Here is a 20,630-nt window from a genome sequence, read left to right as displayed (position 1 = left end):
ATGCGTAGATTCGTGTCCTCCACGGCGTTGTTCGCGCTGCTGGCCGGTGTTGCCCTCGTGGCCCAGCAAGGCAGCGCCCAGGCGCCCGCGCCGGCCCCACCTGCCCAGCCTGTCCAGCCCACCCAGCCCGCGGCCGTCGGTCCCGACGGCGTCCAGCGTCCGACGTTCCGCGCCCAGATCGACTACGTCGAGGTCTCGGCCATTGTCACCGACGACGATGGCAACCTTGTAACCGACCTGAAGAAATCCGACTTCGAGATCCTGGAGAACGGCAAGCCGCAGACCGTCGCCGTGTTCACGCCGGTCAAGATTCCGTTCGAGCAACCGCAGCGGACGCTGATCGAGGGACGGCCGCTGAAGTTCGACGTGGCCAACAACGAGGGCGCACGTGACGGACGCGTCTACGTGATCGTGCTCGACGACTACCACATCGGGTCGCTGCGCACGGCACGGGTCAAGATCGCCGCCCGGGAATTCATCGAGAAGCATGTCGCCACCAACGACCAGGTCGCGGTGATCCACGCCAGCGGCCGCAGCAACGCGTCGCAGGAGTTCACGACCAACAAGGACCTGATGCTCGCGGCGGTCGACAGGCTGATGGGCATGAAGGTCCGATCGGCCACCGTCGAGCGGCTGCAGGACTACCGTACCCGCGTCGAGCAACTGAATGCGGCGGGGTCCACTGACGCGCAGGAAAGGGCCAAGGACATGCTCGATCCGGAGCGGGCCTTCAACGCGCGTTCGGCGATGGACACCCTGCGCAACCTGTCGCGCCTGCTCAACTCGGTCAACGGCAGCCGCAAGGCGGTGCTGTTCTTCAGCGAAGGTATCGATTACGACATCACCGACGTGATGGGCACGATGACCGGCTCGCGTTACGCCAGCGACGTCCTCTACGCGATGCGCGACGCGATCGGCGCGGCCACGCGCAGCAACGTCGCGTTTTACACCATCGACCCACGCGGCCTGGTCGGCATCAGCGACGACGAGATGGACATGGAAGCGCCGCCGCAGGACGTGACGCTCGGACTGAATCCCTGGAACATCCGCGATGAGCAGCGCCTGGCGCAGATGAGCCTGATGTCGCTCGCCGAGGAAACGGGCGGCGCGTATTCGGTCAACAGCAACGACTTCACGAAGATCTACGACCGCATCGTCCGCGACAGCAGCTCGTACTACCTGCTCGGGTACTACCCGACCGACGAGCGCCGCAACGGCAGCGTCCGCCGCATCCAGGTGAAGGTCAACCGCAAGGACGTCAACGTCTTCGCGCGCAAGGCGTACCAGGCGCCCAAGGACAGGGACGAGAAGAAGCTGACCGAATCAGCGGCCGGCACGTCTCTCGAAGTCCGCGAGGCGCTGAACTCGGCGCTGCCGACACCCGGTTTGAACGTGTCGGTGCACGCGGCCCCGTTCAAGGGCACCAACAAGACCTCCTCGGTTGCGGTGACGGTGCAGGTGGAAGGCCAGCGTCTCGGGCTCAAGGAGGCGGGCGATACCTACACGAACCAGCTCGAAATCTCGATGATGGCGATGGACATCGTCGGCAAGGTGCCCGATGGCGATCGCGCCAACCTGGACCTGAAGCTGCGCAAGCAGACGCGCGACCTGATGACGCAGACCGGCATCCGGTCGGTCGCGACGCTGGACCTGCCGCCCGGGCGCTACCAGTTGCGGGTGGCGGCGCGCGAGGCCAACAACGGCTCGCTGGGATCGGTCTTCACCGATCTCATCGTGCCGGACTTCTCCTCCGATCCGCTCAGCATGAGCGGCATCCTGCTCTCGTCGTCGGCCGCCCAGCTGACGCCGACGCCGCGCATGGTCGAAGAATTCAAGAAACTGTTGCCGGCGCCGCCGACGACAACGCGCGGTTTCGCGACCGTCGAGTCGATCTTCGGCTACGTGGACGTGTACGACTCGCTGCAGCCCGCCCACAGCACCGACATCATTACGACCGTCACGCGGGTCGATGGCACCAAGGTGTTCACCACGACCGAGGAGCGCAAGTCCTCCGAGTTCGGCGGCCTCAAGGGCGGCGGCTTCGGGGCCCAGTTCGAGGTGCCGCTGAAGGAATTCGCGCCGGGGCTCTACGTCCTCAGGGTCGAGGCCAAGCCGCGGCTGGACAAACAGCCGGTCTCGCGCGAACTGACGTTTGCCGTCTACGGTCCGCCGGCGGTCGGCACCACCGCCTCGGCGACCCGCATCGTGCCGATTGCGCACGGTCCGCTGAGCAACGGATCGACCGCGCGCGAGTCGGTCGTGCGCAATCCCGAGGACTGGAACAAACTTTGGGCCTCGCTGCCGACCAAGCAGGCCGCGCCGCAGGTGGCCTTCGACCAGATGATGGTCGTCGGCGTATTCGTCGGCAACCGGCCAACCACGGGCTACACGGTCGAGATCACCGGCGCGCGCAAGGAGGGTGACACGCTCGTCATCCAGTGGCGTGAAGTGCCGCCCGCCACCGGGTCCTCGGTCAACGCCACGGTCACCACGCCGTTTGCCGTCGCCGGCCTGCCGCGGCACGACGGACCGGTGACGTTCGAGAAGGCAGGCAGCTAGGGGAACGCCGAACGTTGAACGCCGAACGCCGAACGCCGAGCCTGGACGCCAACGGTGTTCGGTGCTCGGTGAACGGCTGCCGACACGCATCGCCGGACGCTGAACGGTGCCCGATGCCCGGCAAACGGTGCCCGGCCCCTGACACGTGTAGCCGCCGGACTCCAACGAATCTCGTAGGCGCCGGACTTGTCCGGCGCGCTCCCAGCGGGACGACTTGTCCGCCGTAGCCTCGGCGAAGGCGAAGTCCCACGGCTACACCTTCACGGATTCCCGCCGCCCGGTGGCGTTCACGCCATGGAGCGCTTCTCCCGCGGTCACCAAAGGGCGCTCCGGGGCCCGGAGCCCGGTCAACGGCGCCGAGCCCGGCACCTGGTTTACGCTGGTCGCGCATGCCGACGTCCGTCGTCAGGTCCCCGCCGCCCCCTGCCAGCCCGCCCGTGGCCGAGACTTCGCTTGGCCTGAGCCGGAAACGGGCTGCGATCCTCGCCTACTCTGCGGGGTGGGTGACCGGGTTGCTGGTGCTCTGGCTCGAAGGCCAGGATCGCGACACACGTTGGCATGCGGCGCAGTCGGTGCTGGGCTTCGGGGCCCTGACCGTGCTGGGCTGCGCATGTCTCGGGGTCGCGGCGCTCGGGATCCTTTCATCGCTCACGGTCTTCCGCGCCGGCCTCTGGGCCGCCCAGGGCGTCGTGCTCATCGGCGTGCTGCTCTGGCTCTGGTCCATGGTGCAGGTCGCGCTCGGTGGCACGCCGCGCTGGCCGCTGATCGGCGCGCGCGTCGAACGCCTGGCCGTTCCCTCGTAACGCGTTTCCAGGACTGCTGGAGGGCATGCGTCGCCTCGTCCTCGTCGCCCTGTCGATCGTCGCGGCCGCTGGGTGTGGCGCCCGATGGCGGACATGCCGGCAAGGACTGGGGCGTCGAGCGTGAGTCGTACCTCGATCCGGTGACGGGCGTCCGGGTCACCGAACTCGCTACCGTCGGAACGAGCGACAACCTCTACTTCCACGTCTCGAACTTCACGGCCGACAACCGCTACGTGCTGGTCTCGTCGACTCGGACGGGGCAACGTCAGTTCTACCGCGCACAGGTCGAGACCGGCGGGCTCGTACAGTTGACCGCCGATCCGAGTGACAACCTGCGTGGCCTGCTGCCCGATCACACCAACGCTTGCAGCGCATTCGTGATGCGCGGCGCCGACGTCATCGCCCTCGACATTGTCGACTTCACGGAAAGAGAGATCGGCACCATCCCTGGCCCACACGTCGGCGGTTTCCAGCAGCCTTCCCTGAGCGGTGACGGCTATGTGCAGTTCCACACCGGACGCACGCGAGAGGCCGTCGCGATCATCGATCTCCTCGGCCTGCCGCCCTTGCGCTGGTAGGCGCGCCTCACCTTCTCACCGTCCAGCGCCGACGTATGATGGGGCGCCCTCTCGCGCGGAGTCACCGTGTCATACGCCGACCTGATCGAACAACTGGCCCAACACAAGACCCTCGGGGCCGCGCCACGCGAAGAACTTGCGTGGCTCGCCGCGCACGGCACGTTGCGTCATCTCGACGAAGGTGAAGTCCTGACCCACAAGGGCGCCGTGGTCGAGGGCCTCTACGCAGTCCTGACCGGGCACATCGCCATCTTCGTGGACCGCGGCGCGGGCCGGCACAAGGTCATGGAGTGGCGGGCTGGCGACGTCACCGGCATACTCCCGTACTCCCGGATGACCAGCCCGCCCGGCGACACCGTCGCGCAGGAGGCCTGCGAGGTCCTGGCGCTGCCTCGCGACCTGCTGACCGAGATGATTCGCGAGTGCCACCAGGCGACGTCGATTCTCGTGCACAAGATGATCGACCGCGCGCGGCACTTCACGTCCAACGACCTGCACGACGAGAAGATGGCGTCGCTCGGCAAGCTCTCGGCCGGCCTCGCCCACGAGCTCAACAACCCGGCGGCGGCGATCGCGCGCAGTGCCGTGCTGCTCGAAAACCGGCTGGAGGAGGCCGAACGCGCCACGCGCGTGCTGGGTGCGTCCAGGCTCACCGACGTTCAAATCGAGGCCATCGACATGGTCCGGTCCTCGTGCGGCATGTTGGCCTCGATGGGCGTGTTGTCGCCAATCCAGCGGGTCGAGCGCGAGGAGGCGATTGCCGACTGGCTCGATGACCACGGCCTCGACGCCGGCAGCGGCCTGGCGCTGGCCGATACCGGCGTGACGATCGAGGCACTCGACCGGATCGCCGCGTCGGTGGACGGGCCTGCCCTCGACGCGGTCCTCCACTGGGCGGCCGCGGGCTGCTCGGTGCGCGAACTCGCCTCGGAGATCCAGGACGCCGCGATGCGCATCTCGGGCCTGGTCCAGGCCATCAAGGGCTTCACGCACATGGATCAGGCCACCGTGGCCGAGCCCGTGGACCTGGCGTCCTCTCTAGGCAACACCGTCACCATCCTCAGGTCGAAGGCGCGCGCCAGGTCGATTGCGGTAGCCATCGACGTGGAGCCCGACCTGCCGGCAGTTCGCGGGTTCGTGGGCGAACTGAACCAGGTCTGGGCAAACCTGATCGACAACGCACTCGACGCCGTGGGCGAGGGTGGTCGTGTGGACGTGAACGTGAGGCGTCAGCGTCAGCGCGTCACGGTCTCCATCGTCGACAACGGTCCCGGCATCCCGCCCGAGATACGTGCCCGCATGTTCGACCCGTTCTTCACCACCAAGCCCGTGGGAAAGGGCACCGGTCTCGGACTGGACATCGTCCGGCGGCTGCTGACCCACAACGATGCCGAGATAGATGTCGAGTCGGTCCCGGGGCGCACCGAGTTCTGCGTCGCGCTGCCACTTGCCGAGACCGGCACCATCGAAAGTCGATCGTGAACAAGCCCGTGCTCCTGGCCGTCGACGACGACCCGCAGGTGCTCGCCGCGGTTCGGCGCGATCTGCGTCTCCGCTATCGCGACTTGTACTCCATCGTCGGCGCAGCCTCCGGAGAGGAGGCGCTCGACACCCTGAAGGAGCTGAAGTCGCGCGGTGACGATGTCGCGCTGGTCGTCAGCGATCAGCGGATGCCCGGCATGCACGGCACCGAGGTCCTCACGCGGTCGCGCGAGATCTACCCGGAGGCGCGCCGCGTGCTGCTGACGGCCTACTCGGACATCGACGCGGCCATCAGGGCGATCAACGACGCTCACCTCAATTACTACCTCGCGAAGCCGTGGGCCCCGCCCGAGGAGAAGCTGTTCCCGGTCATCGACGACCTGCTCGATTCGTGGAAGGAGGAGTACCGGCCCGAGACGTCGGGGCTGCGGCTCGTCGGGCACCAGTGGTCGCCTCGCTCGCACGCCATCAAGGACTTCCTCGCGAGCAACCTGATGCCGTACCGTTGGCTCGACATCGAGCGAAACCCGGCGGCGCGGGTGTTGCTCGAGGCCGCCAATCTGCATGACGACGCGCTGCCGGTCCTGTTCTTCGAGGATGGCGCCGTCCTGCGGAGTCCGGAGCCCCGGGAGGTGGCCGCGCGCCTCGGCCGCCCGCTTGCCGCCGCGTTCGACGTCTACGACCTGGTGATTGTCGGTGGCGGTCCGGCAGGCCTGGCTGCCGCCGTGTATGGCGCCTCGGAAGGCCTGCAGACGTTGCTGCTCGACCGGCATGCCGCCGGCGGGCAGGCTGGCACCAGTTCGAAGATCGAGAACTACCTGGGATTCCCGACCGGTGTCAGCGGCAGTGAACTGACGCGCCGCGCGGTGCAGCAGGCCAAGCGCCTCGGCGCGGAGTGCCTCGTGCCCGTCGAGGTCACCGGCGTCACCATCGAGGCCGGCTACAAGCACGTGCAGGTCAGCGACGGGCGGGTGCTCGTGACGCGGACGCTGCTCGCGTGCACCGGGATGGTCTATCGCGAGCATCCGGCCACCGGCATCGCCGAGCACACGGGCGCTGGCGTGTACTACGGCGCGGCCGCGACCGAAGCGCCGGTGTTCGCAGGCAAGCGTGTGGTGGTGGTCGGCGGCGGCAACTCGGCGGGCCAGGCCGCGATGCACCTGTCCCGCTACGCAAAGGACGTGCAGATCGTGGTCCGCGGCGAGTCGTTGCGCGTCACGATGTCGCAGTACCTCATCGAGCAGATCGCGAAGGCCGAGAACATCCGCGTGCGCACCCGCACCGAGGTCGCCAGCGTCGAGGGGACTGGGCATGTCGAGCGCGCGGCCCTGGTCTCGTCCGATGGGGGAGCGAGCGATGAGCAGGCTGTCGATGCCGTCTTCGTGTTCATCGGCACCAAGCCGCACAGCGACTGGCTGCCGGCCGAGGTACTGCGAGACACCAAGGGGTTCGTGCTGACCGGCCGGGACCTGATGGCCGATGCCGCCTACTCGCGCACGTGGAAGGAACCTCGCGAGCCGCTGCCACTCGAGACGAGTGTCCCCGGTGTCTTCGCGGCGGGCGATCTCCGTGCCAGCGCCATGAATCGCGTCGCGTCAGCTGTCGGCGAGGGCGCGATGGTCGTGCGGTTCGTCCACGACTACCTGGCCCTGACCTGAGGCTTACAGGCTCGCCTGTCCGCGCAGGTACAAGTACGTGTAGTAGAGAGCGGCGCTGCTCATCACCGCGGTGGCGATCCACAGCGCGACGGTCGCGAAGATACCTGGCGCGACCGATGCCGGCAGCTTCCTGTGCCGCAGATACAACGCGCCGACGCCAATTACTGGAAGCATCAGGGCCTGGGCGGTGCCGCCAATCACCACCATCTGCACGGGATTGCCGAAGAGCAGGAACATCAGGATCGGCACGACGGTGAGCCAGACGATGAAGCGGTCGCGCATGCGCGTCCGCCGTGCCGAGTCGTGCGCCTCGAAGTAGCCCATCAGCCGGGTCATGTCCGAGAACACGCGCGAGTTGGCTGCGGTTGCCGCGAAGATCGTGCCGTACAGCGTGACCACCGCCCCGAGATAGAAGACCGGAGCGCTCCAGTTCCCGAGCGTCGCGGTGTACATGGCCGAGAGCGTGGTGATCGTCTCGTTGCCCCGCGGCACGGTGCCGGCCGGATGGAGGATGCCCGCCCCGAGCAGGTAGAAGGCCACGGTGGCCAATGTGTAGATCACGAGGCTGGTGAGGATGTCGGCCATCATCACCCGGCTCCAGCCGCGTGCCCGCGCCTCCCATGCCGGTGACCCGTCGTTGATGCCGCTGCGACGGGCGTATCCCTTCTCCACGCACCAGTAGGGATACATGAACAGTTCGCTGGCTCCCACCCCCGTGATCCCGAAAACCGCCAGCGCGGTGCCCAGGCCGGTCGTCGGGATTTGCGGCCTCAGTCCCTCCATCATCTCGCCGACACGAAAAGACGGCGACCGGAACAGCAGCACGGCAGCCAGCACCGTAAGGAACGAGAACAGGCTCACCTTGAGGACGGCGAACCGTTCGACCCGCTCGTAGCCGCCCCCGAGCAGGATGAGCAGGGTCAGCCCGGCAAACCCTGTCACATAGAGCTCTTTCGGGATGGCTGGCGCGACGATCTGCATGACTTGCGTGACCCCGCCGTACATCGCGCCGATCTGCATCAGGGACACGAGGGTCATGAGTGCCCAGAGCCAGACGATCCAGTTGACGTGGACCAGCCGCGGGCCAGGCACGTGATTCAGGCCGGCGAGCCCGGTTTCCCCGGTCGCGATGGTGTAGCGGCCCAACTCGGCCTGCACGGCCGGCTTGATGGCACAGCTCAACAGGATGATCCAGAGTGCCGTGTAGCCGACTTTCGCGCCGAGCGTCGTCGTGGCGATGAGTTCGCCAGACCCGACAATGGACGAGGCCAGCACGACGCCGGGACCGATACGCCGAAGCGTGGCCCCGAGTCCTGAGGGAGGGGACTCGGCGTCCGCGGGCTGGATGGCGTAGGGGTCAGGTGGGGCTTGCACGGAGCTCAACTATGACTCCCACGCTCCGTGGCGGCAAATCAGGCGCCCTTCACAGTTCGCCGTTCCACTCCTCGGGCTCGGCTCCCGTGGCGCGGATGATCTCGAGGTGCCACTTGCCGCCGCCCCACGGCTCGATGACTTCGGCGACGACCACGTCCACGAGCACTTCGTGGAAGGCGCGCGTCTCCGGGTCGCCCTCGAGATGGTAGGCCGGCTCCTCCCACCCGAACGTGGGATAGAGCACCAGCGTCAGGAACAGGTCGTACCCGTCGTCGACGACGATCAGCTGGCCGCAGGGCCGCTTCATCGTCGAGTGGTAGATGAGGTACTTCTCCGCGCTGTGGGCGCGGATGTAGCGCTTGAGCGCGAACTCGCGCGCGACGATCTCCTCGACGGCGATCTTCTTGTCCCAGCAGTCGCGGCAGTACTTCTCCTCGCCTCGCGGCTCGGACACGTCCTTCGCATTGCAAAGGGCACATCGCACGCTGGAGACGGAACGACGAGACATCCTCTGATTGTCGCACGGCCATCGGCCGCGCTGGCCTACTTGTTCGTGAGGCTGGCCTCGAACGCCGGCAGGTACATCCGCTCGACGTATTCCTTCAACATCCGGCGTGTGCAGAACCGTGGCGCGACGGTACGGATGGACTGCTTGACCATCTGCACCCAGCGGAGCGGCACCTCGCGCGCGTCCCGTTCGTAGAAGGCCGGCACCACCTCGTTCTCGAGCAGGCGGTAGAGCGCGTCGGCGTCAGCCGCGTCCTGGGCGGCGTTGTCAGCGTGCTCGACGGCCGGGTCGATCAGCCAGCCGTTGCCGCCGACGAACCCTTCGGGCCACCAGCCATCGCCGATGCTCATGTTGAGCACGCCGTTGGCCGCGGCCTTCATGCCGCTCGTGCCGCTGGCCTCGAGCGGCTTGCGGGGGTTGTTGAGCCACACGTCGCAACCCTGGACCAGGTAGTGCGCGACGTGCAGGTCGTAGTCCTCGACAAACGCGATACGGCCACCGAAGCGGGGGTCGAGCGCGCGCCGGTAGATACCCTGGAGGGCATGCTTGCCGCCTTCGTCGGCCGGGTGCGCCTTGCCTGCAAACACCACCTGCACGGGGCGCTTCGGGTCGTTGAGCAGCCGTGCGAGACGATCCGGATCATGGAAGATCAGGTCGGGCCGCTTGTAGGCCGTCATGCGTCGCGCGAAGCCGATCGTCAACGCCTGCTGGCCGAGCAAGGTTCCACCGGCGAGCACGCGTGCAGGCGGCACGTTCTCGTGCACCCAGCGTTCGCGAATCCGCTCGCGGACGAAGTGGTACATGTAGCCGCGCATCTTCTCGCGCGTCTCCCAGAGGACCTCGTCGGGGATGTCCAGCACCGCGTCCCACACCGACGGATCGTCGTGCCGGGCCCGCCAGTCGGCCGGCAGGTACTTGTCCAGCGTGCGATTGAGTTCGAGCGACAGCCAGTTGGTCAGGTGCACGCCGTTGGTGACCGCCTTGACCGGTTCGTCCTGCGGCGGGAGCTCGTGGATCAGCGGCGCCCACATCTCGCGGGTGACCTCGCCATGCAGCTGGCTGACAGCGTTGACGCCCGCGGCACTGCGCATCGCGAGGGCGGTCATGTTGAACAGCGTGCCGCTGCCGTTGTCGTAGCGACCGAGCGCGAGGAAGTCCTCGCGGTGGTCACCGAGCCCGCCCCAGCAACCGGCCAGGTGCGTCTCGACCATGTGGAACGGGAACGCGTCGTGGCCCGCGGGCACCGGCGTGTGTGTCGTGAACACGGTGCTGCGGCGCACTTCGGCGTGTGCGTCGGCAAACGAGTAGCCCAGTTCGAGCAATTCGCGGATGCGCTGCAGCACCACGAACGCGGCGTGGCCTTCGTTGAGGTGCCACACGGCCGGGTCGTAGCCGAGCGCGCGCAGGACCCGCACGCCGCCGATGCCGAGGATGATCTCCTGCTGCACACGCGTTTCGCGATCGCCGCCGTAGAGGCGTGCCGACAACTCGCGATCCCACGGCGCGTTCTCGGGCAGGTTCGTGTCCATCAGGTACAGCGAAATGCCACCCAGCTTGACGAGCCACACCGAGACCAGCACCGTGCGGTTGCCGAGCGGCACGGCGATGACCAGTTCCGAGCCGTCGGCGGCGCGAGCGCGCTGCGTCGCGGCGTCCTCCCAGTCGATGCGCTCGTAGTTCTCCTCCTGCCAGCCATCGGCAGTCACGCTCTGGTGGAAGTAGCCCTGGGGGTACATGAAGCCGACGCCCACGAATGGCAAGCCGAGGTCGGACGCCTCCTTGCAGTGGTCGCCGGCGAGCACACCCAACCCGCCGGCATAAATCGGAAGCGACTGGTGAATGGCGAATTCGGCGGAGAAGTAGGCGATTGGACGCTTGCGGCCAATGGTTGTTCGCTGCCTCCACCAGGTCTGGTCACCAGAACGCGCCGCCTCCAGTTGCCGCAGTGCCTCGTCGTACAAGGCCAGGAAACCCGGATCCGCGGCGGCTTCCGCCAGCCGCTCGGGGCTCACCAGGCGCAGCATCCGCACCGGATTGTGGGCCGTGAGGCGCCACACCTTGTAATCGAGCTGGCGGAACACCTCGCGCGCCTCGCGGTGCCAGACCCACCACAGGTCCGTGGCGAGATCGTGCAGGCCGGCAATGCGGTGGGGAAGGAGGGCAGAATCGGACATGGTCGCGTCACTCGTCATGCGTCGTAATTCGCTCGGCTACCGGGCCGTCACCACGAACCCGACAGGGCCGATTGCGACGCGCCGCGGGCGCGGGGTGAGGGCCGTGCTGCGAGAGCGCCGGCCTTGTAGACCAGCTATCGTACACTCTGGCGCATGCCATCTCGACTGAATCGACGTGACTTCGTCCTTACCGGCGCGGCCGCGGCCGCTCTCGGTCTCGCGCCGCGTGCCGAGGGCGCGCCCGCGGTCCTGCAGAACAAGTTCCGGCCGGTCGTCATCTCGTCGGCCAACGGCAACAAGTACACGCACGACGGCCAGGAGACCTGCGTAGCCCGCGCCTTCCGGCTGATGACCGGCGGCAGCGACGTGCTCGAGGCCCTCATCGCCGGCGTCAACATCGTCGAACTCGACCCCAGGGACACGAGCGTCGGCTACGGCGGGCTGCCCAACGCGGAGGGTGTGGTGCAGCTCGACTCGTGCTGCATGCACGGCCCGAAGAAGCGGGCCGGGGGAGTGGCCGCCCTCGAGGGAGTGCGGACGCCGTCCAGGGTGGCGCACGCGGTCCTGCAGAACACCGATCACCACCTCCTGGTCGGCGCTGGCGCACAGCGGTTCGCGAGGCAGATGGGATTCACCGTCGAAGAGGACCTCAACACCGAGACGTCGCGGCGCCTCTGGCTGGAGTGGAAGCGGCGCCTCGATCCGGAGCACTTCCTCGACCCGGAAAAGCGCGCGCAGTCCGGCTTCGAAGCGGGCCGATCGATGGTGCGCGATGGCCTCATCGACCCGGCCCACTACTTCGGCACCATCAACTGCGATGGCGTGAATGCGAAGGGCGAAATCTGCGGCGTCACCACGACCAGCGGGCTCGCCTGGAAGATTCCCGGTCGCGTCGGGGACTCGCCGATCCTGGGGGCCGGGTTGTACGTGGACGGTGATGTCGGGGCGGCCGGTTCGACGGGGCGAGGTGAGGCCAACCTGTACGGCCTCTGCTCGTACCTGATCGTCGAGCAACTGCGCCAGGGCAAGTCCCCCAAGGACGCCGGCATGGAAGCGTTGCGCCGGGTGAAGGCCAACACCATCGAGAAGCGCCTGCTCGACCCGAAGGGCACCGGCAACCCGAAGTTCGGGCTGAACTTCTACGTCGTCAACAAGGCCGGCGAGTTTGCCGGCGTCTCGATGTACGAGAGCGACTACGCCGTGTGCACCGAGAACGGCCCGGAGACGCGCAAGACCGAGTCGCTGATTCCCGGGCCCGAGCCGACCTGGTAACGCCTGACGCCTCACGCCTAACGCCTGACGCCGAATGCCTCGAACGCCGAACGCCGACGGCCGAACGCCTAAGGCCGGATCCCTGACGGTCTGATGTCTGACCTCCACCGCCGACCGCCGGAGATGGCCAAAGGACGACTGGAGGGACGCGTCGCGCTCGTGACCGGTGCCGCACGAGGCATCGGTCTCGCGATTGTGGAGTGCTTCCATGCCGAGGGCGCGATCGTTCTGCTCTCCGATATCGACGATGATCTGGGGCGGGCCGCAACGAGCCGCCTCAGTGACCGTGTCGACTATCAACGTCTCGACGTGAGCCGCGAGGAGGACTGGCAGCGAGTCGCCGAGGAGATCGGCCGCACGCGTGGGCGCCTGGACATCGTCGTGAACAACGCGGCCATCACCGGGCTTCTCGAGCCCGGCCCGCAGGATCCCGAGCACTTCGAGCTCGCGAGCTGGCGGCGCGTCCACGCCGTGAACCTCGATGGCGTGGCGCTCGGTTGCAAGTACGCCATCCGCCTGATGCGCCATCACGGCGGCGCCATCGTCAACATCTCCTCGCGCTCGGGGATTGTCGGCATTCCCGGTGCGGCGGCGTACGCCTCGAGCAAGGCTGCCGTTCGTAACCACACCAAGAGTGTCGCCCTCTACTGCGCGGCGCGCGGCTACGGGATTCGCTGCAACTCCGTGCATCCAGGCTCGATCCTCACGCCGATGTGGGATCCGATCCTCGGCCAGGGCGCCGATCGCGAGATCCGGATCGCGGCATTCGCCCGCGAAGTGCCACTGGGGCGAATGGGCCGGCCCGACGACGTGGCCCAGGCGGTCCTGTATCTCGCGTCGGAGGCCTCGGCCTATGTCACAGGGACCGAACTGCACGTCGATGGCGGGATTCTCGCCGGGGCCGCCGCCGCGCCGCCGCTGCCATCCGCCCCAGAGGGAGACTGATTCGCATGCGCACCGTTGGACGCATCACCCTCGCCGCATTGGTCGGCGCCACCGTGCCGGCGAATGCCTTTGCCCAGGCGCAGGATCGCGTAGGCGCGCTTGCGCCGGCTTTCGGCGATGTCGACCGCATCTTCACCGACTACGCGCGCGACGGCCACGTGCCGGGGATGGCGTGGGGAGTCATCGTCGATGGACGACTGGTGCACACAGGCACGTTCGGCGTCCAGGACACGGTGACACGCGCGCCGGTGACGCCCGACAGCGTCTTCCGGATCGCCTCGATGACCAAGAGCTTCACGGCTGTGGCGATCCTCTCACTGCGCGATGCCGGCAAGCTGTCGTTGGACGACGCTGCGGAGACGTACGTGCCGGAACTCCAGGGACTCACCTATCCCACCAGCGACTCCCCGCGGCTCACGATCCGCCACCTGCTCTCGCACGCCACGGGCTTTCCGGAAGACAACCCGTGGGGCGATCAGCAACTCGCGCTCTCGGACGACCAGATGTCGGCGTTGATGCGGCAGGGGATCCCCTTCTCGAATCCGCCAGGCCTGGCGTACGAGTACTCGAACTACGGCTTCGCGATCCTCGGACGAATTGTCTCGAAGGTCTCGGGCATGCCGTACCGCGATTACGTGCGCCGTCGCCTTCTCGATCCGCTCGGTCTTCCGGCGACCACGCTCGATGCGCCGGCCGTGCCCGCGTCCCGGCTGGTGCACGGCTATCGCTGGGAGGACGAACGCTGGAAGGAAGAGGCGCCCTTGCCTGACGGCGCTTTCGGCTCGATGGGCGGCATGCTGACGTCGTTGCAGGACCTGTCGCGGTACGTGGCGTGGATGATGGACGCCTGGCCGGCGCGCGATGGTCTGGACACGGGTCCGTTGCGCCGCGCTTCGCGGCGCGAGATGCAGCAGGTGTGGCGAACCAGCCAGGCGCTGGCGCGCAAGACCCCCGCGGGCGCACTGCAGTTGCTGGCTGGTGGCTATGGTTACGGGCTTCGCGTGTCGCAGACCTGTAGCATCGGGCATGTCGTGGCGCATTCCGGCGGCCTGCCGGGATTCGGATCGCAGATGCGCTGGCTGCCCGAGTACGGCGTCGGCCTCGTGGCGATGGGTTCGCTGACGTACACGAGCTGGGGAGCACGATTCGACGCCGCGCTCGATGCACTCGCGAAGACCGGTGCGCTCGTGCCTCGGCAGCCTGCGCCCTCACCGGCGCTGATCGCGATGCGGGCCGACGTCACGCGACTGATCCAGCAGTGGGACGAGGCCTTGGCCGATCGCATTGCCGCCAACAACCTCTATCTCGACAGCGCCAGGGATCGGCGTCGGCGTGAGTTGGAGGCCCTTCGCGAAAAGCACGGCAGTTGCCGGGCGGACGGTCCCTTCGTGGCCGAGAACGCGTTGCGTGGCGCGTGGGTGATGCCGTGCGAGCGGGGAGCGCTGCGCGTCGATATCACGCTCGCGCCGATCGTGCCGCCGAAGGTCCAGCACCTCGCGGTCCGGTCGCTGGACACCGTAACAGTACCGACGCCGGGCCCGGTGTCGTGCATCGAGTAGGCGCCCGCATTCCGTAGCTGCCGGACTTCAACGAATCTCGTAGGCGCCGGACTTGTCCGGCGCGCTGCCCGCGGGACGACCTGTCGCCCTAGCCTTGGCGAAGGCGGAAGTCCCGCGGCTACCCCACGGATTCGCGCCGGCCGGTGGCGCGTGCGCCATGGACCTCTTGTCCGGCAGTCAGCTATGGTTCGCGAACAACCACTGACCGTCGGACAGAGTCCGACGGCTACCCCCCGGCCCCCGGCCCCCGGCCCCCGGCCCCCGGCCCCCGGTACCCGGTACCCGGTACCCGGTACCCTACCGTGGCTGGACGTCGAGCGTGATCGCCGTCAGCAAGTCGTCGTCGCACAGGACGTCGAAGACGTAGGTGCCGATCTCCGGCAGTTCGAGCTCCAGCGGCAGGTTGAGTGTCACCGCCGGACGCTCATCCGTGAACACGACCATCTTGTCGGCTGACAGTCCTTCACTCCCCGAGGGGAACCAGCCACGGAAGGTGATGCGCCGCCGCCCACGCACGCTTCCGCCTCGCAGGGCGATCACCGCCCGCAGGTTGAGGATCAGTGGTGGTGTGGTGGGATCGGCCGGATCATCGACGCCCAGTCCGTCGACGATGCCGATGAGGTTTGCCGTGCCGTCGGGCTGGAGATCGATGCGCTGGCACAGGACGGCCAGCGCAACATAAGGACCGCCTGCCACGCTCATGGGGGCGAGTGTAGCAGGCGGTCTGGATGAGTGATGAAGCGACGGGGCTGTGGAACGCGTCAGGCCACAGGCCGATTGGACGCGTGCCAACCGCGATGCAGTAGGCCTTCACACCAGGTAGCCGCGGCGACCTCCAGCGCTTCCCATTCCTCGAAGACTCGGCTGAGGATCGGCTTGCCGTTCACCAGGTATCTCAATTCCATGCCGAACGGATGCGGCGACACCTCGCAGCGCACCAGCTGGCCCGCACGGAAGAGTTTCCACAGTATCCGGCGACGATTTGGGAGCATGCGCATCGGTCGTCTCCTGGCGAGGGTGACACTACGCCGCCCCGTCGATGCTAACCAAGGCAAGAGGCATGCCCGCGCCGGACCGCCTTTTTGCACAAGACCCAGCTTTGGATATGTCGCGATTGTGTGTCGCTGTCGGGAAACGATGCGGAAAAAGGTGCTCGGCGGCGCCTCTGATTGACGAGTTACTCGGAGGTCACTCGTCTGTCGAGTTGGAGGTGTGGATGCCCACGACTCGCGCGGGGCCGGCGAGTCGGTTGGTGCGGAAGGAGGGATTTGAACCCTCACCGAGTTGCCCCGACAGGTTCCTGAGACCTGCGCGTCTGCCAATTCCGCCACTTCCGCAAGGGGCGCGTGACCGGGCCGGTCACAGACAACGAAGTATAACGCACCTGCCACACGAGCGAAAGACGGAGGCTTCGGTCCGCCTTTGCGCCGCCGGTGCTACGGCGCGACAGCCTTCGTTTTTTCGCGTCTCACCGGTACGGGCTTGCCGAGCCGAAGCTCGCCTGAGCGAGCGAAGGCTGGGTGCTATCCTCCTGATTTGAACAACGCAACATCCGGCACCCGCCACTGGCAGGCAGTCGGCCCTCCAAAGGAACGAGCGTGGCTGTACGTCGAGGCGTGTGGGTGGTGGTGTTCTTGCTGGTCTGTGCCGTGCTCGCGTCGGCCACGCTGGTGACCTTGTCGTGGGTGGCGTTCCGCCGGCCGCCGGGCGTGCCCGCCAAGGGCGTGCTGGTCCTGAAGATCCAGGGCAGCCTCGACGAAATCTCGAACAACCCCTTCGACGCGCTGATTCACGAACCGGTCACGGTGCGCAGCCTGACCGAGGCCCTGCGTGCTGCCAAGACCGATCCGCGGATCACGGGTGTCCTGCTGCGACCCATCCAAGCGCCGTCCCTGTGGGGCAAGGTGCAGGAAGTGCGGGAAGCGCTCGTCGACTTCCGCTCCTCCGGCAAGCCCCTCGTCGCGCTGGTCGAGTTTGCAGGCGACCGCGAATACGTGCTCGCCTCGGCCGCCTCCCGTGTCGTCCTCGTGCCGCCAGGCCAGCTCAACCTGACCGGACTCGCGAGCTACCAGTTGTTCCTCCGCGGCACCTTGGACCTCATTGGCGCCCAGCCCGATCTGCTCCACATCGGTGACTACAAGACGGCGGTGAACACCTTCACGGAGAAGGGCTTCACGCCTGCGCACAAGGAGATGACCGAGTCGCTCAACCACGACGCCTTCGAGCAACTGCTCGGGGCGGTGGCGAGCGCTCGCAAGAAGAGCGTCGAGGACGTGCGCGCGCTCATCGACCAGGGGCCGATGCTGCCCGCTGCCGCCCTCGCGAAGGGGCTGGTGGACGATGTCGCGTACTTCGACGAGATCGGCAAGACCAGCGGCCTCGGCGATCGCTTCAAGGAACTACCTCTCGAGCAATACCTGACGGTGATGCCGGCCACGCGGACCGCCCTCACCGCGCCTCGTATCGCGGTCATCTACGCCGTCGGCACCATCGTCTCGGGCAACGGCGGCACCGGCCCCACGGGAACCGAAGTCGGCTCGGACAAGCTGACCGAGTACATCCGCGACGTGCGCAACGACGACAGCATCAAGGCCGCTGTGCTCCGCATCGACAGTCCTGGCGGGTCGACGGTCGCCTCCGACGTGATCTGGCGCGAGTTGATGCTCCTGCGCGCGCGCAAGCCGCTGGTCGTGTCGATGTCGGACCTCGCTGCGTCTGGTGGCTACTACATCGCGATGCCGGGCCACGTGATCGTGGCCCAGCCGGGGACGTTGACGGGATCGATCGGGATCTTCTCGGGCAAGTTCGTCACCGGCGGCACCTACAACAAGGTGGGGATGAACATCGAGGCGGTCAGCGAGGGCACCTACGCGGAGATGTACTCGCCGTCGCGTCCCTTCAATGCCGCCGAACGCGCCAAGATCGAAGAGCACATGCAGGCCTTCTACGACCAGTTCGTCGAGAAGGTCGCCGAGTCGCGCTCCTCGACGCCAGAGAAGATCGACGCCATCGCCCAGGGGCGCGTGTGGACCGGAAGACAGGCCCGTGAGCGCGGCCTCGTGGACGAACTGGGTGGCCTGCCGCGGGCGCTCGCCATCGCACAGCAGCGCGCCGGCATCGCGAAGGACGCCACCGTCCAGGTCGTGACCTACCCGCCGCGGCCGAGCGTGTTCGAGGCCCTGTCGTCCACGTTCGGCGGCGGCACCCAGAACATGCGCGCGTCGCTGGCCGAGGCGTTGCTCTCGCAGCAGGATCGCGAGGCCCTGGCCGCGGTGCGGCGCCCGATGCAGATGCTGCGTCGCGGCGAGTCGCTGGCCCTGTTGCCGTGGGTGTTTGCGAGGTAGGGGCTCCCGCGGCACATCACTGACGGTCGACCTAAAGGTCGACCGCTACGAACCCTCGGCGGAGCCGTCGACGACGGCAAGAGCAGCTTGTGGCTGCACGGTGACGCCGTTGCACCGGCGAGTGCCGAGGGAACTTCGAGCTCCGCGCCAATCCGTAGCCGTCGACCTTCAGGTCGACGGTCAGTGATCTTCCCGGAAATCGACAAAAAGGGCGGGGAAGCCGTGAGGCCGCCCCGCCCTTCGTGTATTCGTACCCGGTACCCGGTACCCGGTACCCCGTACCCGATTCCCGATTCGCGCTACGTCGTAAGACGCTGAAGCACTGCCTGGTCGATGTTGATGCCCATGCCTTGCTTGGCCTTGGTCATGTAGCTGGCGAAGAACTGCGACCGCTTCTGCGACGCCAATTCCCGGCGGATCGCATCGCGGTTCTTGGCGAGGTCGGTCGCGGGCACGTCGGTGCGGCTCGCCACCCGGACCACCACGGCGCCGTTGGGCGTCGTGATCGGGTCACTCACCGCGCCCAGCGGGAGCGAGAAGACCGCCTGGTCTACAGCCGGGCTGGGCCCGACTTCAGGGATGGCGGCGCCGCGCGCCAGGTTCTCGGCCGTGCGCAGGGTCAGTCCAGCCGCCTTGGCCGCGGCCGTGAAGTCGGCCGACGCCTTCAGGGTCGTGGCGGTGGCCTGCGCCCGGGTCCGCGCCACGTCCTGCGCCTTCTTCCTCTTCAGGTCGGTCGTCACGCGTTCCTTCACCTCGGTGAGGGTGGGCACGCGTGCCGCCTCGCTGCCGGTGACGGTCAGGAACGCGACACCGGTGCCGGTTCGCAAGGGCCCGCTGACCTTCCCGGCGTCGAGCGTGAACGCCTGCTCGGAGACCTCGGGAGAGGCGCCGAGGCCGGCGATCGGCTCGCTGCGCATGAAGAACGGCGACTCCTGCACCTTCAAGCCGCGCTTGGCGGCGGCCTTGTCGAGATCGGCCGGCGTCTTCAGTTCGGTGGTGATCGCGGTCGCGAGATCCTGCACGCGGGTCTGAGCCCGTTCGACCTTCAGTTGCTCCGCGATCTGGGGCCGCACGGCGTCCAGCGGCTGCACTTCGGCGGCCTTCTTGTCGGTGACCTTCATGATGTGGAAGCCGTACTGGGTGCGCACGACGTCACTGAGTTGACCGACCGGCAGCGTGAAGGCGACGGCCTCGAACTCCGGCACCATGCGTCCCCGGCCGAAGAAGTCCAGGTCGCCGCCCTTGCTGGCGCTGGCCGGGTCCTGCGAGTTCGCCCTGGCCAGGGCCTCGAAGTCGGCGCCGCCCTTGATCTGTTTCAGCAGGTCTTCGGCTTTCGCCCGCACGGCCGCTTCGTCCTTGCCTTCGGTGTTCAGCAGGATGTGGCTGGCGCGCACCTGCTCGGACTGCGAGTACTGCTCGATGTTCTGCCGGTACGCGCGCTGGATGTCCTGCTCGGGCACGGTGATGTTGTTGCGGATCGCCTGCGCGTCGAGCAGCAGGTAGCGCACCTTGCGGCGCTCGCCGATCCGGTACGTGTCCTTGCTCTGTTCGAAGTAGGTCGCCACGTCGGCATCGGTCACCTGCACCTGGCCGAGGAACGACACGGTCGGGAACGACACCAGTTCGAGCGAGACCTTTTCGTTGCGGCGCCGGTACTCCGCGTCGGCATCGGCATCGGAGACGGTGATCCACTCGGTCAGCGTCGCGCGCATCTTGTCCAGGATCACGCTGTTGCGGATCTCGTCCTCGAACTGCGCCGCGGTGATCGGCGGTCGCTGCAGCCGCAGCAGCTGTCGATAGCGCTGCTCGCCGATGAACTGACCGTTCTCCTGGAAGGCGGGGATGCTGACGATCCGGTCGCGGACTTCCGCGTCGGTCGCCGAGATCCCGAGCCGCGTTGCCTCGGCCAGCACCGCCTCCTGATCGATCATCTGCTGCAGGACCTGCCGATCCATCCCGAGCTGGCGCAGCATGGCGGGACTCATGTTGTTGCCGTAGGCGTTGCGGAATTGCGCCAGCTGCGCGTTGTAGGCGCGCGTGAAGTCGCCCACGGTGATGGCGCGCCCCTGGACGGTGGCGACGGCATCGGCGGTCGCACCGGTTCCCGTGGGCGGCGACAGGAAGTCGGGCACGTAGAAGAACACGAATGTGAGCACCACGAGGCCGAGGCTCCACTTGAGCCACCCCTGGTGGCGACGCATCCGGTCGAGCATGGTCATACGGTCGTTCTCCGGGGGCCGACGTTCGTCCTGCGACTTCGCACGGAAGCCCGCCGACGTCGGCACAAAGACCCACCATTATACGGCACTGGATGTGCAAGGCTATGATGATGGGCGCTTCGTGACCCGCCGGCACACCCGTCCCGCCACAGCCT

General features: G+C 67.4%; 15 protein-coding genes and 1 tRNA gene. 9 read left to right on the top strand and 7 right to left on the bottom strand.

Going from position 1 to position 20,630, the window contains the following annotated elements; genetic code table 11:
* The 5 genes from LuPra_RS23870 (at position 1) to LuPra_RS23850 (ending at position 7,080) form a co-directional block, all read left to right on the top strand.
* Complete coding sequence (locus tag LuPra_RS23870; RefSeq protein WP_110173084.1) at positions 1-2,559, top strand: VWA domain-containing protein; 2,559 nt, start codon at positions 1-3, stop codon at positions 2,557-2,559.
* 437 nt (positions 2,560-2,996) lie between these two features.
* Positions 2,997-3,362, top strand: coding sequence for a DUF4870 domain-containing protein (locus tag LuPra_RS23865; RefSeq protein WP_157899604.1), 366 nt, complete (start codon positions 2,997-2,999; stop codon positions 3,360-3,362).
* A gap of 74 nt (positions 3,363-3,436) precedes the next feature.
* Entirely contained in the window at positions 3,437-3,940 is a 504-nt protein-coding gene (locus LuPra_RS23860) for a TolB-like translocation protein (protein WP_110173082.1), read from the top strand.
* Positions 3,941-4,006: 66 nt separating this feature from the next.
* Positions 4,007-5,422 (top strand): sensor histidine kinase, encoded by a 1,416-nt coding sequence (locus LuPra_RS23855; RefSeq protein ID WP_110173081.1) that lies wholly within the window; start codon positions 4,007-4,009, stop codon positions 5,420-5,422.
* Complete coding sequence (locus tag LuPra_RS23850; RefSeq protein WP_110173080.1) at positions 5,419-7,080, top strand: FAD-dependent oxidoreductase; 1,662 nt, start codon at positions 5,419-5,421, stop codon at positions 7,078-7,080. The genes LuPra_RS23855 and LuPra_RS23850 overlap by 4 nt, the downstream gene beginning before the upstream one ends.
* 3 nt (positions 7,081-7,083) lie before the next feature.
* Here the strand turns inward: LuPra_RS23850 and LuPra_RS23845 are convergent, their stop codons facing one another.
* The 3 genes from LuPra_RS23845 to glgP form a co-directional block, all read right to left on the bottom strand.
* Positions 7,084-8,454, bottom strand: coding sequence for an Nramp family divalent metal transporter (locus LuPra_RS23845; protein ID WP_162472814.1), 1,371 nt, complete (start codon positions 8,452-8,454; stop codon positions 7,084-7,086).
* Positions 8,455-8,503: 49 nt separating this feature from the next.
* Complete coding sequence (locus LuPra_RS23840; protein WP_110173078.1) at positions 8,504-8,908, bottom strand: hypothetical protein; 405 nt, start codon at positions 8,906-8,908, stop codon at positions 8,504-8,506.
* 89 nt (positions 8,909-8,997) lie between these two features.
* Positions 8,998-11,136: an alpha-glucan family phosphorylase gene (gene glgP / locus LuPra_RS23835; RefSeq protein WP_234800529.1), complete on the bottom strand. Its 2,139-nt coding sequence runs from the start codon at positions 11,134-11,136 to the stop codon at positions 8,998-9,000.
* 153 nt (positions 11,137-11,289) lie between these two features.
* Here glgP and LuPra_RS23830 point away from each other — a divergent pair, with 153 nt between their 5' ends.
* From LuPra_RS23830 to LuPra_RS23820, 3 genes are all read left to right on the top strand, one after another.
* Complete coding sequence (locus tag LuPra_RS23830) at positions 11,290-12,408, top strand: glycosylasparaginase (protein ID WP_110173076.1); 1,119 nt, start codon at positions 11,290-11,292, stop codon at positions 12,406-12,408.
* Positions 12,409-12,501: 93 nt separating this feature from the next.
* A complete protein-coding gene (locus tag LuPra_RS23825; protein ID WP_234800528.1) occupies positions 12,502-13,353 on the top strand; it encodes an SDR family oxidoreductase in 852 nt (283 codons plus the stop codon).
* Positions 13,354-13,358: 5 nt separating this feature from the next.
* Entirely contained in the window at positions 13,359-14,912 is a 1,554-nt protein-coding gene (locus LuPra_RS23820; protein ID WP_110173074.1) for a serine hydrolase domain-containing protein, read from the top strand.
* 297 nt (positions 14,913-15,209) lie between these two features.
* Here the strand turns inward: LuPra_RS23820 and LuPra_RS23815 are convergent, their stop codons facing one another.
* From LuPra_RS23815 to LuPra_RS23805, 3 genes are all read right to left on the bottom strand, one after another.
* Positions 15,210-15,614 (bottom strand): DUF6941 family protein, encoded by a 405-nt coding sequence (locus LuPra_RS23815; RefSeq protein ID WP_157899602.1) that lies wholly within the window; start codon positions 15,612-15,614, stop codon positions 15,210-15,212.
* Between the two features lie 59 nt (positions 15,615-15,673).
* A complete protein-coding gene (locus LuPra_RS23810; protein WP_110173072.1) occupies positions 15,674-15,910 on the bottom strand; it encodes a hypothetical protein in 237 nt (78 codons plus the stop codon).
* 252 nt (positions 15,911-16,162) lie between these two features.
* Positions 16,163-16,249 (bottom strand) — tRNA-Leu (locus LuPra_RS23805).
* A gap of 261 nt (positions 16,250-16,510) precedes the next feature.
* Between LuPra_RS23805 and sppA the strand changes: the two genes are divergently transcribed.
* On the top strand, positions 16,511-18,256 hold the full coding sequence (gene sppA, locus LuPra_RS23800) for a signal peptide peptidase SppA (RefSeq protein ID WP_157899601.1): 1,746 nt from the start codon (positions 16,511-16,513) through the stop codon (positions 18,254-18,256).
* Positions 18,257-18,555: 299 nt separating this feature from the next.
* Here sppA and LuPra_RS23795 read toward each other — a convergent pair whose 3' ends face one another.
* Positions 18,556-20,475 (bottom strand): SurA N-terminal domain-containing protein, encoded by a 1,920-nt coding sequence (locus LuPra_RS23795; RefSeq protein WP_157899600.1) that lies wholly within the window; start codon positions 20,473-20,475, stop codon positions 18,556-18,558.
* Positions 20,476-20,630 lie beyond the last annotated feature (155 nt).

It is taken from the genome of Luteitalea pratensis, assembly GCF_001618865.1.
Classification (GTDB): Bacteria; Acidobacteriota; Vicinamibacteria; order Vicinamibacterales; family Vicinamibacteraceae; genus Luteitalea; species Luteitalea pratensis.
The sequence above is the reverse complement of the archived record's forward strand: the minus strand, read 5'-3'. Positions and strand labels throughout refer to the sequence as shown.